Below are 15033 nucleotides of genomic sequence, written 5' to 3'. Positions count from 1 at the left end.
TGAGGGAAACATGTCAGAAAGCCATTGGGTTGGTGCCCATGTTAGCGCCGCCGGCGGTATCGCCAATGCACCACTAAACGCACAGAAGATCGGGGCCAACGCCTTTGCTCTGTTTACTAAAAACCAAAGACGTTGGCAGGCGGCTCCTCTAAGCCAGAAACAGATCCGTGACTTTAAAACCAACTGCCAACAGGCCAATATCAAACCCGAAGCCATACTGCCCCATGACAGTTACCTGATTAACTTAGGCCACCCTGATGAGGCCCAACTGCAGCGCTCAAGAGAAGCCTTTTTAGATGAGATGCAGCGCTGTGAGCAGATGGGGCTTAAGCTGCTTAACTTTCATCCTGGCAGTCATCTCAACAAGATAGGGATAGATGATTGTCTCGCTCGAATCAGTGAGTCGATAAACCTGGCACTGGACAAAACCCAAGGCGTAAGTGCCATCATTGAAAATACCGCAGGTCAAGGGTCAAACCTGGGCCATAGCTTTGAGCAATTGGCGCAGATCATCGATAAGGTCGAAGATAAATCCCGTGTGGGCGTTTGTATCAACACCTGCCACATGTTTGCCGCAGGCTATGATCTAACCACCCAAGCCGCCTGCGAAGAGAGCTTCAAGCAGTTCGACGCCATAGTGGGTAACCGCTATCTTAAAGCGATGCATCTGAACGACAGCAAGACGCCGCTTAACAGTCGAGTCGACAGGCACCACTCACTCGGCGCCGGTTATATTGGCATGCAAGCCTTTAGCTTTATCATGCAGCACCCGGCCACTCGCCATATTCCACTCATATTGGAAACCATAGAGCCGGAGATCTGGCCCCAGGAGATCAACTGGCTACGAAGTCAGGCTAAGTCATTGTAAGCATTTGTACACTATGGCAATCACCCTGGCGCGATTGCCATGATCAAATTGGTCCTCCTGTAACCAAACAATATGGGTGCCTTGCAGCGACTCGCCCTGCGTTTTAGCGCTCTCTTTCGCCGCCCTGAGCGGCGCATTGCCTGCTCCCATGCCCGTCACCATCGCGAAACTATCACAATGAGTCACCTCAAAGTCATAGGCTTCATTTATACGCGATTGCAATACAGGTTCGTTCGATGCACAGGCCGATAGGCCCACCAGGGCAAGTAACATCAATCTCAAAGGCAACACCTTATGACTCAACTTTATGAAAAAGGGCTGAAAGATAAGTTATTTACATCACTTTGATTGTGACGGCTATCACGCCTGATATAGGCCGATTGTTACATTTAGTATCTCAGGCTGACTGACCAAAAGATGAAATGAATAACCATTTAGGCAAACGACAGGCGACCTTAGTGTTACCTATCTTATTAGCACTTTCGAATTGACTCCCCACCCCGGCTAAAGCAGGCCCAGAACAGAAAAAGAAAAACCAAGGCGCGAGGCCTTGGTTTGATACACTGCTAAGTTTTCAATAAGGGAAAAGACTCGGCTAATCAACGACCTATCTCACCCCTTTATCAATAGTACCGACTAGGCTAACACCTCAAACAGATGCGCCTTAAGCTTAGCGAAGTCTGAGGGCAGCTCTGCCGACAAGATCGGCTTATCCTTTACCGCCTGCAACTCTGGTGGCAGAGGAAGTGTGATTGCCAGCGCCTCTTCGACAACCTCTTTAAATTTTGCCGGATGAGCCGTACCGAGGAAGATCCCTTGCTCGTCTGCTGACAGGGTTAAAGAGAGGGCTTTAGCCGCAATGGCTGCATGGGGCTCAGATAGATAACCACCTTGATGAAGTTCAGCCAATGCCTCGACCGTATCTTGCTCAGACAGTCCAACTCCCACAAGCTCACTCAACGGCCAGTTCATCACCTGCATAATGGCCTCGACTCTAGGCCAGTTGCTTGGCTCAGCTACATCCATGGCGTTTGATAGGGTCGCCACTGTCGCCTTAGGCGACCATTCCCCCTCGGCCAAATAACGTGGCACAGTATCATTACTATTGGTGGCTGCAACGAAACGCTTCACCGGCAGCCCCATCGCCTTGGCAAATAGGCCCGCCGTGAGGTTACCGAAGTTACCACTGGGCACAGCGATTACGGGATCACCTTGATTGCTCTGCTTAAATTGGGCGACCGCCTCAAAGTAGTAACATATCTGCGCCAATAAACGACTGATATTGATTGAGTTCGCTGAGTTAAGGTGCAAGCCATCACGCACATCGCTATCTTCAAAGGCAGCCTTAACCATCTCCTGGCAGGCATCAAAATCGGCCTGTACCGCCACGGTATGAATATTGTCACCCAGAGTGGTAAACATCTTCTCCTGCAACAGGCTGATCTTGCCCTTTGGATAGAGCACCACTACCTGCACCTTATCCAATCCATAAAAGGCATCGGCCACTGCGGCGCCCGTGTCACCGGAGGTGGCGGTCAATATGGTGAGCTTATCGTCCTGTGCCTGGCTATTGAGACACTGGGCCATAAACCGCGCGCCAAAGTCCTTAAAGGCCAAGGTTGGGCCATGAAACAACTCCAGACAATAGCGCTTGTCATCTGCCTTGGTCAGTGGCAACGCAAAGTTAAAGGCGCGTTCCACCAGCTTATTCACCATCTCCTGACCCAGCTCCTCGGCCAGCCAGGCACCAAGGATCGCCTTAGAGCGCTCGACAAAATCCATCGCCAGCAGCGCGTCGATATCTTCCAATCTAGGGATACTCGCAGGGAAAAACAGGCCGCGGTCCTTCCCTAGCCCTAATTTAACTGCCTGGGTGAAACTGACCTTCTGCGAAGGGTGTTTTAAGTTATAGAGTTCCATCTTGATCCGCCTATTGATCTAAAATTGATTCGTCTACGCGGCGCGTGCCGAGCATATCGATTTGACATATGTGGGAAAAACCTGCGCCAGAAGTTACATAATGCGCGTCCAGCCAGGCCTTGGCCTGCTGAGCCGTTTGCAGGTTATCGGTAACCGAAAAGAGCGTGGGTCCGCTTCCTGAAATACCTGTCGTTGCCATACCGAGTTCGGCCAGTGCAGCGCGCGCCTCTTCATAGCCGGGAATTTCAGAGGCGCGGTAAGGCTCCGCCAATACATCCTTTAATACCTCGATGGCCAACTTGGCATCTTGGCGGTAGCTGGCATGTACAAATGCACTCAGGTAACGACCAAAATCAATCGCCACAGATTTATCATATTGCGCCGGCAACAGTGCCCGCATTTTGGCGGTAGAGAGGGAGATCCCAGGGTAAGCCACCACCCAATACCAGTCTGTAAATACGGGTAGTCCCTGACACACGACACTTGGGGTATCCAGCATCAACTGCATGCCACCAAGGTAACAAGGCGCCACATTATCATAGTGAACCGAACCGCTGATCTTGCCCTCAAACTCCCCCATCAGCCTTAGCAGAGCATCACTGTCATAGGGACGGTCAAAGTGCTCGTTTAGGGCGTACAGGGCGGCAACCACTGAACTGGCACTCGAGCCAAGACCACTGCCCACCGGCAGGTTTTTCTCTAACGTCAAGGCGACGCCCGCATGGCTGCCGAGCTGCTCAAGAAAAAAGGTCGCACATTGGAAAACAATATTCTCTTCGCTGGCAGCAGGCAGTTTATCGGCCCAGTGACCCGCTAAGGTCAAAGACACTCCGTGGGGCGCAGATGTAATGGCGACGCGGTCTCCAAGCAAGCTACCATCAACAGGCGCCAAGGCGGCGCCAAGCAGGTCAAATCCGACCCCGACGTTGCCCATAGAGGCCGGCGCATAAACCGTTAAACTCATACGCCCATCTCCCGCGTCCAGTTAAGGGTTCTCAATAGATCGGCAAACACACCTGCCGCCGTGACTTCGGTACCCGCGCCATAACCACGCAGCACAAATGGGATCGGTTGATAATAACGGCTGTAGAAGGCCAGCGCATTCTCCCCACCTTTAACGCTGTAAAGCGGATCATTGGCATCGACCTCGGCGATCTTCACCCGGCAGCCAACCTCATCAATTTGACCGACATAACGCAGCACCTTGCCCTCCGCCTTGGCGCTAGCAACGCGCTGGGCCAGCTCGTCATCTAACCTACTCAGATTCGCCATAAAGGTTTCGACATCACCAGTGGCATCAAAGTGACTTGGCAACACTGACTCAACCTCGATATCACTCAGCTCTATCTGCATGCCAACTTCACGGGCAAGGATCAGCACCTTTCGCGCAACGTCCATGCCGCTTAAATCGTCTCGAGGATCTGGCTCGGTAAAGCACTTTTCGCGTGCGATACGTGTCGCCTCAGACAGGCTCATCCCCTCATCGAGCATACCGAAGATATATGACAGCGAACCAGAGAGTATGCCATTGAATTTCTGTAGCTTATCACCGGCAAACAGCAATTTCTTCAGGTTGTCGATAACTGGCAAACCGGCACCGACAGTCGTCTCATAGAGGAACTGGCGACGCTGATGCAGCGCCGTCTGTCTGAGTGCCCGGTAGTAGTCAAAATCACGAGTATTGGCCTTCTTATTAGGTGTGACCACATGCAGTCCGGCATTCATTACTGCAACATATTGGTCCGACACGGCTTCGCTAGAGGTGCAATCCACCAGCACAGGATTGAGTAGCTGTTGATCTTTGGCCCAGGCGAGCATCTTATCCAGATCGCACGCTTCTTGACTGTCACTTAGCAAGCCTTGCCAATGATTAAGGTCTATCCCCTTGGCATCGAGCAGCATATTACGCGAGTTGGCCACGCCACAGACGCGCACCGTAATATGCTGCGCCTTAAGCATTTCAGATTGCTGCTTAACCTGCTCAAGCAGACCAGCACCGACATTGCCGCAACCTACCAGGAAGACGTCCAGATAATGCTGCACATCGAAGAAACTCTGATGACAAGCGGCGATGGCATGCTTGGTCTTACGCAGCTCAATTACCGCCGAAATAGAACGCTCAGAAGATCCCTGGGCAATGGCCACTATGTTGACATTGGCCTGCGCCAACGCCTGGAAAAACTTACCCGCAACGCCTTTGTGGGTGCGCATACCGTCGCCTATCAAAGAAACGATAGCCAGATGATGACGCATGGCGATCTCTTCGAGGATTTCACTCTTAAGCTCCAGCTCAAACTCCTGCTCAAGTGCCAAACGCACCCGCTCGGCATCTTGTGTCGCCACACAGAAGCTGATGCTGTATTCAGATGAACTCTGAGTGATCAAAGATACTGACACCCCGGAGCGAGAGATGGCGCCCAATGTGCGGCTCGCCATACCCACCATCCCCTTCATGCCAGGACCTGCAATATCAAACATGGTTTGATCATCAAGGTTTGAGATCGCCTTGACGTTCAGGCCGGTTTCATCGGCTTGGTTAGAAACTAAAGTGCCAGGGGCCTGAGGATTGAAACTGTTACGTATATAGCAAGGGATATGATATTGAGCGATAGGGGCGATGGTTTTTGGATGTAACACCTTGGCCCCAAAATAGGATAACTCCATCGCCTCTTGATAACTGAGCTGAGTTAGCAGCTTAGCATCGGCAACCACGCGCGGGTCAGTGTTATACACGCCATCGACGTCAGTCCAGATCTCACAGCAACTGGCATCGATACACGCAGATAAGACGGCAGCGGAATAGTCTGAACCATTACGACCTAAGGTCACGATACGACCATTTTTATCGCCAGCGGTAAAACCAGGCATTACCCAGACTTGGTGAGCATCGAGAGAAAGCTGGGCAAAGCGCTGTTTGCTCAAGCCGATATCGACCACCGATTCCAGCGCAGGGCCGTTAGCTACAAATAACTGCTGTGGTACCAACTGGTTGGCCGATACACCTTGAGCAAGCATCAGCTGTTCCATCAGGGCGGCAGAGAGACGCTCGCCACCCACCACGATTTCGGCGCGAACAAAATCGGGACACTCACCCAGTAATACCACACCTTGAAGCTTATCTTGCCAGTGTTTAAGCTGACCGGCCAAAACCTCTTCGAGTCCAGCGGTTTGTTCGGCACTTAAGGATTCAAGCGCAGCCTGACCATATAAGGTCTTAAACACCCCATGTACCTGACCCAAGACCGAAGAGAAATCATCCCCTGCCACCGCCAGATCCACCATTTCCAACAAACCGTTAGTCACTGTTGCTGGAGCACTTAACACCACTGCCGTAGGTTGTTCACAGGCCGAGGCCAATACGATCTGCGCCGCACTGTTAAACCTCTGCCAATTGGCCAGCGAGGTACCGCCAAACTTCATTACCTTCATATTCTCTCCTTAGTACCGCGCCCCAGAAACAAAAAAACCCGCTCCTTGATGGGGAGCGGGCTTAGTCATTTCAAATCGTTTCTTTCGAGTATGCTTAGCCGGCCCCCACGCTGGTAATCGTGGTGGTGGTAATAATGGTGGTTACTACTCGGTTTAGGCTAAACATATAAATTCTATTCGGTCACATTCAATGAGTTTGCATCATGTCGTTACAGAATTGCCTTTTTTGCCCTCAGGTGTCAACCCCTGAAACGAAACTTTATAAAAATACAGTTTCAACAAGCATGGCAGCCAAGAGCGCAAAAACCTATACCCCACGACATCTAAACCATAGACAAAGCGCAACCCACGCTATCCCACAGAAGACACAGCTCAACCCAGCATCAAAAATTTTCATTTAAAAACAATAAAATAAAAACATCACAAGCCCAAGCGCTCTAAAAATAAGGTTAAGCTGATAAATCAATTAAAAGCCTCAAAAACGACTATAGAAGGGCGTTAAACCCACCCCTCTAAACAACAATATTTTTTCACCTATAGTGAATAAAAATACAAAAATAGATTGAGGTAGCCGAACTCTACCTCCCACGCTGCATCTATCAGATCAAAAATTTATCGATTTACCTCTAAGAAGCAGTGTTAGGTCATCGCCAAGTGAGGAAAACCGAGCTAAAATGCCGCCACATTCTGAATTGGAGGCGATATGATAATCACCCAACACACAGCTGTTAGCATCCATTACAGCTTAACGAATCAACAAGGCGAATTGATCGAGAGTTCTTTTGAAGGTGAGCCAATGCTATATCTTCATGGTGCGGAAAACATGATCCCCGGCCTAGAAAAAGCGCTCGAAGGTAAAAGTGTTGGCGACAAACTCGAAGTCACCGTTGAAGCAGAAGACGCTTACGGTCCTTACCACGATGGTTTACGCCAAGACGTTCCTTTAGCGGCCTTTGGTGATATCGAAGATATCGTTCCTGGCATGCGCTTTATTGCCGAAACAGAAATGGGTCAGCGTCCAGTACAAGTCACCGAAGTGAAAGATGATGTGGTTGTCGTTGACGGCAACCATCCACTGGCGGGCCAAACGCTTAACTTCAGTGTTGAAGTATTATCTGTTCGTGAAGCAAGCGAAGAAGAGATTGCCCACGGTCATATCCATGCTGCAGGCGGCTGCGGTGGACACGAGCATAGCCACGAAGGTGGTTGTTGTGGCGGCGAAAGCCATAGCCATGGCGGTTGCTGCAGCGAAGATACTGAAAAACCAGCCAAAGAAGGCTGTGACGGTAACGGTGGATGTGGCTGTCGCCACTAACTGCTCAATCTCTTAACCTAAAGCGTTACATTGCCTCCAGAGAGTCAAACTCAGGTAGTAATATGAACAAAGTTGGCCACCTTTTACTAGGTGATGCCAGCTTTTTTACTTTATGCTGCAAAGGAAAGTGATAGAAGCCTGTATACGATAAGGATATCGATAATGTTAGCTAAGCCAGTTTATGAAAAACTCCCTACCCTGTATCTGACTATCGGTACTGCAACCATACTACTGAGCGATGGCACCACCCCGAAGCTCTTAGCTATATTGGTCTTCATGCTCGGCGCCCACATATTTAATCTACGCTCACAGAATCGTCGTAGCGACAATCCTAAACGCCGCAAGAGTGGTCTTTGGCCAGATGCCCTCTATAATCTGCTGCCCTATGGTTATCTGCTGGCGGCAATATTTGTCTTTCGCCATGCTTCTTCTAACACCTTGTTACTGGTTGCGGGAGCATTAGGCTGTTACTCACTATTTCGCCTAGCTCAACGAAGCCACTATCGCAAACACCAGCTGCCACAGGCTATTAGAGTCATATAGCTAGAGGATCAACGCCTTAATTCTATCGCGTTGGGGCTCAGGCATATGCTTTAAGTAATTCGAGCAGCGAGTAATGGTGGCAATACTGATTTCAAACTCAGCGGCAATCTGTCGCTGACTCATCTCGCCGATAAGCAAAGCCTGAAACACCTTCAAACGTCCAGCAATGGCACTGCGCTCTTCTTCGGTTAGTAACAACTCAAAAAGATCGATCAAGGCTTCATGATCTTGATGATTAACCACCTTCTCTAATACCAGATCCCAACTTGCGCGCACATAGCCCCCTAAACTGTACTTGTTTACCATTACACGAAAGTGTACCAAGAATTGACCTACTCTGGCTATGAAGGATTCGCCAGCATTTAGCGAGCCGTATAGGAGTTAGACACATTCGGCAACATTTTGATGAGCATATTAGAGAAAAATCTATAGTATCTGATAGTTAAATAAGATTAGAATGCTTGCGCAAGATCACATAAACCAACAAAGTAGTGAGAATGAACGCCATGAAAAAACAGCTCAAACTTAGCCTGCTAGCCATAACAGGTAGTGCCCTACTTGCTTCAGCGGTACAAGCCAATAATTTTAAAGAGACTGACGATGCCATTCACTACCGTCAATCTGCGTTTGGCCTAATCGCTCACAACTTTGGCGACATGGGTGCCATGTTAAAAGGCAAAAAGCCTTTCGATGCCGAAGTCTTTGCCATGCGCGCACAAAATGTTGCCGCCTTGAGCAAACTCCCTGCAGAGGGATTTGTCGCCGGTTCTGACAAGGGAGACACTGGTGCTCTGGCAAAGATTTGGAGCGATAAAGCAGACTTTGATAGCAAGATGAGCGCATTTCAAGATAATGCAGCCAAGCTCGCCGTTGCCGCGCAATCTGATGATCAAAATGCTATAAAACAAGCCTTTATGAACACAGGAAAAAGCTGTAAAGGTTGCCACGACGTCTACAAGAAAGATTAATAAAAGACGAATGAAAAAGGGGAGCCAGTTAAGCTCCCCATCTTCTATCTCAAATGAGCCTTATAACATGGCTGCAATAGGCCAAATTAAATAGTTCACCACCAATCCCGCCAAGACCCCTACTAAGGTTAACGCCACCAGACTAGAGCGAAACTCAAACTGAGTAACATGATCACGACTCACACGCTTATAGCCAGTTATCATCGCACCAACCAATTTATCTCCCTTAATGCCGTGCCAGACCACTGCAAGAATATGCAATAGTGCGAGAAGCAAGAGTAAATTGAAATTTTGCTTATGTAGCCAGGTCAAACTACTGGCCACTTCGCTGCTGACATAAGTGTACAAAGGGCCTTCGGTAAAGATCTCATCGGTCGAAAACAGTCCGGTAGTCAGTTGCACAACCAGCACCAGGATCATGGCAACCACCATATAGCCACCGAGAGGATTGTGACCAATACTGTGCTTTTCGGGCTGCTTAACATAGGCCAGCACCTGAGAAGGCGGTTTAACAAAATGGCTAAAGCGCGAGGTCTCACTGCCTATAAGTCCCCAAAGTACACGAAATACAATCAGGACAAGCAGGCTATAGGCAAATACCTGGTGCCACTGCATCTCTCCCACGTCTGCGCTCCACCATAAAGCCGCTAACAAGCAGATCATCAACCAATGAAACAGGCGAGTAGGCAGATCCCACACCTTAATTTTAACTTTGGATTCTATAGCGTGTTTTTCTGAGGACATCCGATTACTCATCACGTTAGAAAATAATGAAATCGATGATATTTGAAGCGTGGTGGGGAGGCAAATAGATTTATGTAAGCAGTGTTATCCAGTCAAATATGCCCACTAAAATTGAGAAATACAAGCCAATCCTAATGTTTATTTTGCAATTTTGTCTAAGGGCTCAAATAACCAACGAACGGATATAATAGGCCTCAAAAAGTTGATCTAGATCACGTTTTAAAGGGGGTAAATTGGTAATCTGAAGTCAAGGAAACAACGAAAGGTTCGACATATGATAAAGATTACAAGTAAAGATTTCGAAGTCACAGCACCTATCCGTGAACGTATCGAGAGCCGTTTAGAGAAATTGAGCAGACACGATGTGCAGCTCATCAATCCACATGTAATCATAGGTCAAGAGAAGCAAGGGTTTAAAATAGAAGCTTCAGTCGGTATACCAAGTAACACCTTATTTGCTCAGGCGAAAGACAAAGATCTCTATGCAGCAATTAATGCAATGGGTCAAAAATTGGAGAAACAGCTAAATCGCCTCAGCCACAAACCAGAAGGAGCACGCTATACCGCTCCGGTGATGGAGCCAACACCTGATAGCGTCGACATCGACGATGAGTATGAAGAGACTTTAGATAAGGACTACGCAGCTTAACAGTTTTATTTAACGGTAAGTGGCGAATCATCGCCTCAGGTGAGATACCGAGGAACGAACGCCAACGAACAGGCACAAAAGCCACTTACCCGACTTTGGTGAATCGCCACCAATCTAGAGGTCTATAGTCAGGCAAAGGGTAACGGGGACGCACAATCAGTAAGCCACAGATGCCATAAATAAGGCAGTGGAATTAAGCTAACAAACTAGCTATGTTGTCCGCCCTTGTTATACTTACAATAAGTCCTGTTTTTAGACGTCAAAATAAAAATAACACAGGAGTAAAAGGTCAAATCAATCTAGAACGAAACGTTATACCGTTAGCTTTGATTTTTACTGACGACTCACACAACCTAAGGCTTTTGATAAGCCCGCAATAGGAAACAGGCATAACGCCAAACTAGTCGTCCCCTGAAGGTCAAAAGGATCGCCTTGCTAAAACCAATTAGCAAACAGCCATCCTGAGCAGATAAAGAGGAGCGCAATCCCATTTTAACATTGAGTTCTTTTTCCGTAATTGAGGCAGCCTGAAAGCCAATAAAGGCAAACCAACGTAATAGACGTTAACAGGCCATTGGATCACCGCTAGTCGATTAGCCCGCTGCCTCTTCCTTATCACTTGCCGCAGCTTATTTATAACTGCAGGCTGACAGAAAAGGAGGATGACCCATTTTAGATTCAGATCTTTTTGCTCTCTCGGCGCACCTTATTTAGGTGCGCTTTCTATTACAAGCGCCCAAACTCTTAGACCCGAGACAATATGCCAAGCGACGAAAAGGATAAATTCTCACTTTGTCCTTTTTTTGATTGACAGGTCTGGGAGCAAGATTTAATTTGATGACTATGAAAACGATCACTAACGCTTTTTTTACTTTCTTTTTTATTCCACCCTTCTAGGGAGGCGGAATTTCGGTGTAAAAACGAAAGTAAGAATTCCAAAGCCTCCCTTTATGGGAGGCTTTTTTATTTGATGAATACAGCAAGAAGCGTTCAACGACAGAGGACAGCATGACCAAACCACAGCCCCTTAGCCACACACGGGAACAGATCACCGCGCTCGACAATGAACTGCTGGCACTATTGTCCAAACGAAGGGCACTAAGCTTAGATGTTGCTCGCAGCAAAGAGGTCGATATTCGCCCCATTCGCGATACTCAAAGAGAAAAAGAGTTGCTGGCACGCCTGGTAAAACAAGGACGCGAGCAAGGTTTAGACGCTCACTATGTATTATCTCTCTATCAGAGCATCATTGAAGATTCTGTATTAAACCAGCAGGCCTATCTGCAAGGCCGAGCCAATCCAGACTTTCAGAAACAGCAATACAACATAGCTTACTTGGGCGCGCGAGGCTCCTACTCCTACCTTGCCGCCACCCGTTACTGCGAGCGAAGACAAGTTGGTATGCAAGATCTCGGCTGTAAGAGCTTCGATGAAATTGTCCAGGCAGTGGAATCAGGCCACGCCGATTATGGATTTTTACCGATAGAAAATACCTCCTCTGGCTCAATCAATGAAGTCTATGATGTGCTACAACACACCAGCCTAGCCATCGTTGGCGAAACCACCATTGAAGTTGGTCATTGCCTGCTAGCCAAACCTGGCAGCAACTCAAAACAGATAAAAACCATCTATGCCCACCCCCAACCTATTAGCCAATGCAGCCGCTACTTAAGTCAGCACCCTGAATTCAAATTAGAGTACTGCTCCAGCAGCGCCGAGGCCATGGAGCGAGTGCTCGAAGCTAATGATGACAGTGTCGCCGCGATCGGCAGTGCCGAAGGGGGAGCCTTGTATCAACTCGAGGCCATTGAACGTGAGCTGGCCAATCAAAAGATCAACCAGAGCCGTTTTATCGTGGTAGCCCGCAAAGCCATCGCTGTGCCCGAACAACTGCCAGCCAAGACTACGCTGATCATGGCTACCGGCCAGAAGCCAGGCGCACTGGTGGAAGCACTCTTGGTGTTAAAAGCCCATAACCTCAACATGAGCAAGCTTGAATCCCGGCCTATCCCGGGTACGCCTTGGGAAGAGATGTTCTATCTGGATCTCGATGCCAATCTGGCCAGCAAGGAGATGCAACAGGCATTGAAAGAGCTCGAGCGCATTACTCGCTTCATCAAAGTCCTCGGGTGTTACCCCTGCGAAACCGTAAACCCAACTCAGCTAAGTAATAGCCAGCTGGCGATAGAGCCTACCACTAGCCGAGAGGCCCAGCAGGCCAAAGAAAGCTCGGATACCGGACATAAACGCCATGAGCTCTCGCAACATCCACAGGCAACCCAAGTCGTCACAGGCCAGCTGCACATTGGAGATGGTCAATTTGGCGCCATTGCCCAGCTCGCCCTAGGCATAGATCCCAGTCAGTTCAGTCAAGTGGCCAAACAGATTAAAGAAGCAGGGTTTCAAGCGGTCTCCGTTAGCGAGTTCAACACCAGCCCAGATGCCAAACAGCAACTGAGTGAAATGAGAAGAGCCCTCAATCAATTCGATCTCGCCTGTATTATTGCCATCGAATACGAGACCGAGCTAGCACTAGCCTGTGACTATGCCGACCTCTTGATGATCAGCGGTAAGCAGATGCACAACAAGCACCTTTTAGAGCGCGTTGGCGCCCTACATATTCCGGTGATCTTAGAGCGCAATACCATGGCAAGCCTGGATGAATGGCTCGATGCGGCCGAAACCATATTGGCGGCGGGTAATCAGCAGCTGGTACTTAGTGAAGCCGGCATTCGCACCTTTAACGAGCAGCGACCGACGTTAGATTTCTCAGGATTGATCAGCCTTAAACACAGCACGCATCTGCCTGTCCTAATCAACACTCGCTACGCCTGCGTAGATGATGAACTGGCGAGTCAGGCGAGCGCAGCAAGAGCTCTAAAGGCCGATGGTCTTATACTTGGGATTAGTGACGCTCTACTGGCGCAGCAACTGCAAACCCATAGCGAGATCCTAAGCCGTCTTTATCGGGGTGACTAATCATCTATCACCCACAAAAAAGAGGACCTTAGATCCTCTTTTTTAATTAAACTGCGCTAAATCGCATGACCATCGAGCAGGCTCATCCAACCCTTAATGGTGCGATGACAAAACCACAAGAGTGCCAATAAGGAAAGGCTGATCGTCAACCAGCCCTGGGGCACCAGATACGCCAGTAGCAACATCGACAGTAGCGACACGATAGACCAACGCTGCCATCGAATGTGAGAATAGAGCAAACTGCTCATCTTATCGCTCTTCTGCCCAAGGCTGATCAATAGCGCAAACAGCGGTGGTAGCAGCAACAAAGGGAATGCCGACATCAAAGCATAGAGCAGATGCCCAAGGCTATGGTCGTCCAAGACGACAGGCTGTGACGTAGTCGATACCATAAGGGCAGCTCCAAGCAATCAATAGGGGTTAAACTAATGGTAGAAAGACGCAATACCGTGCCTTCATTATTAACCATACTGTGTCATTGCCCATAGCGCAAATTTGCGAGCTGATTTGATTAAAGGGACAGAGTTACATCCGATTTCAACCGCGTCGAACAAGCCAATACGAAACCTTGCTCTATCTCCATCGGCGTTAACGTCATCTCACTGCTGGATTCTGTCTCACCGCTTAATACCTGACACTTGCAGGCGCCACAGACGCCGGAGCGACAGGCGGCAATAATAGGCAATCCTTTAGCTTCAATCCCCTCTAGTATCGTCTGCCCCTCATTTAGGCCAGCGGTTACATCACCTATTTGTAGAGTAAAATCCGTCCCGTCTTGAGCGCTTATCTCAGCCGAGGCCGCTGGCGCACCAAAGCTCTCTTCATGGTAGCGACTCATGTCGAAACCCGCATCATGCAGCATAGTCTTCACGGCTTGCATGTAAGGCGCAGGCCCACACACAAATACAGTACGCTCAAGATAGTCGGGTACTGCCTCTGACAAGGCCGCTAAAGTTAACCTACCCGCAACGCTCGCGAACGCTTCAAGCCGCTCTCCAGACTCTATAGCATAGAAGAGGTCCATGGCCTGATGACGCTCGGCCATCGTCGCTAGCTCGTCATGGAAAATAAGATCTTTGACTGATTTAGCACTGTGCACAAAGGCGATGTCGCTACCAATCTGAGTATCGGTCAACCAGCGCGACATGGAATACATGGGCGTGATACCGCTGCCTGCGCTCAAAAATAAATAGCGGCTGGCGGATATATCGATAAGGTTAAAAGCGCCATCAGGACCAGTCACATCAACGCTGTGACCCACCTTCAAATTATCGATAAGATAATTAGAGACGCGCCCACCGGAGATACGCTTAATGGTCACGACCAGCGAATAGGGACGCGATGGCGACGAAGAGATGGTATAACTGCGCGCAACACGCTCACCACCTATGTCCAGCATGAAGGTAATAAACTGGCCAGGCTTAAAATGAAACTTTACCCGCTGAGTCCCCTGAAAGCGAAAGCTGGTGACATCATGGGTTTCCTGCCAGCGCTCGACACAGACGAGTCTCACCTCGCCGCGCTGCCAGTTGGGAGATAGATAATCTTGTTGATTCATGGGTGACTTACCAAACAAAAGAAACGCCCACAACATTAGCGCGGGCGTTTAGAGGCATTT

14 protein-coding genes and 1 other annotated feature are annotated in these 15033 nt (G+C 49.0%); of the genes, 6 read left to right on the top strand and 8 right to left on the bottom strand.

Translation table 11 applies throughout. The features are described from left to right. Positions 1-10: 10 nt before the first annotated feature. A complete protein-coding gene (gene nfo / locus L2712_RS02900) occupies positions 11-868 on the top strand; it encodes a deoxyribonuclease IV (RefSeq protein ID WP_248976827.1) in 858 nt (285 codons plus the stop codon). On the opposite strand, the gene L2712_RS02895 is transcribed toward nfo, so the two are convergent. From L2712_RS02895 to thrA, 4 genes are all read right to left on the bottom strand, one after another. Further along, positions 860-1141: a hypothetical protein gene (locus L2712_RS02895; RefSeq protein ID WP_248977060.1), complete on the bottom strand. Its 282-nt coding sequence runs from the start codon at positions 1139-1141 to the stop codon at positions 860-862. The two genes, nfo and L2712_RS02895, sit on opposite strands and share 9 nt — an antisense overlap. A gap of 363 nt (positions 1142-1504) precedes the next feature. Further along, entirely contained in the window at positions 1505-2788 is a 1284-nt protein-coding gene (gene thrC / locus L2712_RS02890; protein WP_248976826.1) for a threonine synthase, read from the bottom strand. A 10-nt stretch (positions 2789-2798) separates the two neighbouring features. Further along, positions 2799-3752: a homoserine kinase gene (thrB, locus tag L2712_RS02885; RefSeq protein WP_248976825.1), complete on the bottom strand. Its 954-nt coding sequence runs from the start codon at positions 3750-3752 to the stop codon at positions 2799-2801. Further along, complete coding sequence (thrA, locus tag L2712_RS02880; protein WP_248976824.1) at positions 3749-6217, bottom strand: bifunctional aspartate kinase/homoserine dehydrogenase I; 2469 nt, start codon at positions 6215-6217, stop codon at positions 3749-3751. The genes thrB and thrA overlap by 4 nt, the downstream gene beginning before the upstream one ends. Positions 6218-6920: 703 nt before the next feature. Between thrA and slyD the strand changes: the two genes are divergently transcribed. After that, the gene (slyD, locus tag L2712_RS02875; RefSeq protein ID WP_248976823.1) at positions 6921-7532 is read left to right on the top strand and encodes a peptidylprolyl isomerase; all 612 of its coding nucleotides are present in this window, start codon (positions 6921-6923) and stop codon (positions 7530-7532) included. Between the two features lie 162 nt (positions 7533-7694). After that, positions 7695-8075, top strand: a complete 381-nt coding sequence (locus tag L2712_RS02870; RefSeq protein ID WP_248976822.1) for a hypothetical protein — start codon at positions 7695-7697, stop codon at positions 8073-8075. Here the strand turns inward: L2712_RS02870 and trpR are convergent, their stop codons facing one another. Then, entirely contained in the window at positions 8076-8351 is a 276-nt protein-coding gene (trpR, locus tag L2712_RS02865) for a trp operon repressor (protein ID WP_088905962.1), read from the bottom strand. A gap of 230 nt (positions 8352-8581) precedes the next feature. Here trpR and L2712_RS02860 point away from each other — a divergent pair, with 230 nt between their 5' ends. After that, the gene (locus L2712_RS02860) at positions 8582-9043 is read left to right on the top strand and encodes a c-type cytochrome (protein ID WP_248977059.1); all 462 of its coding nucleotides are present in this window, start codon (positions 8582-8584) and stop codon (positions 9041-9043) included. 60 nt (positions 9044-9103) lie between these two features. Here L2712_RS02860 and L2712_RS02855 read toward each other — a convergent pair whose 3' ends face one another. Then, positions 9104-9787: a cytochrome b/b6 domain-containing protein gene (locus L2712_RS02855; RefSeq protein WP_033539801.1), complete on the bottom strand. Its 684-nt coding sequence runs from the start codon at positions 9785-9787 to the stop codon at positions 9104-9106. 274 nt (positions 9788-10061) lie between these two features. Between L2712_RS02855 and hpf the strand changes: the two genes are divergently transcribed. Both hpf and pheA read left to right on the top strand, forming a co-directional pair. Further along, positions 10062-10436 carry a ribosome hibernation-promoting factor, HPF/YfiA family gene (gene hpf / locus L2712_RS02850; RefSeq protein WP_033539800.1) on the top strand — a complete coding sequence of 125 codons (375 nt, stop codon included), beginning with the start codon at positions 10062-10064 and terminating at the stop codon, positions 10434-10436. A gap of 848 nt (positions 10437-11284) precedes the next feature. Continuing rightward, positions 11285-11404, top strand: a sequence feature (Phe leader region). A 40-nt stretch (positions 11405-11444) separates the two neighbouring features. Continuing rightward, positions 11445-13415 carry a prephenate dehydratase gene (gene pheA / locus L2712_RS02845; protein WP_248976821.1) on the top strand — a complete coding sequence of 657 codons (1971 nt, stop codon included), beginning with the start codon at positions 11445-11447 and terminating at the stop codon, positions 13413-13415. 56 nt (positions 13416-13471) lie between these two features. Here the strand turns inward: pheA and L2712_RS02840 are convergent, their stop codons facing one another. Together L2712_RS02840 and L2712_RS02835 are read right to left on the bottom strand one after the other, a co-directional pair. After that, positions 13472-13807: a hypothetical protein gene (locus tag L2712_RS02840; RefSeq protein ID WP_088905205.1), complete on the bottom strand. Its 336-nt coding sequence runs from the start codon at positions 13805-13807 to the stop codon at positions 13472-13474. A 119-nt stretch (positions 13808-13926) separates the two neighbouring features. Further along, positions 13927-14973 (bottom strand): FAD-binding oxidoreductase, encoded by a 1047-nt coding sequence (locus L2712_RS02835; RefSeq protein ID WP_248976820.1) that lies wholly within the window; start codon positions 14971-14973, stop codon positions 13927-13929. Positions 14974-15033 lie beyond the last annotated feature (60 nt).

Origin of the sequence: Shewanella marisflavi (assembly GCF_023283925.1) — a bacterium.
GTDB lineage: Bacteria > Pseudomonadota > Gammaproteobacteria > Enterobacterales > Shewanellaceae > Shewanella > Shewanella marisflavi.
The sequence above is the reverse complement of the archived record's forward strand: the minus strand, read 5'-3'. Positions and strand labels throughout refer to the sequence as shown.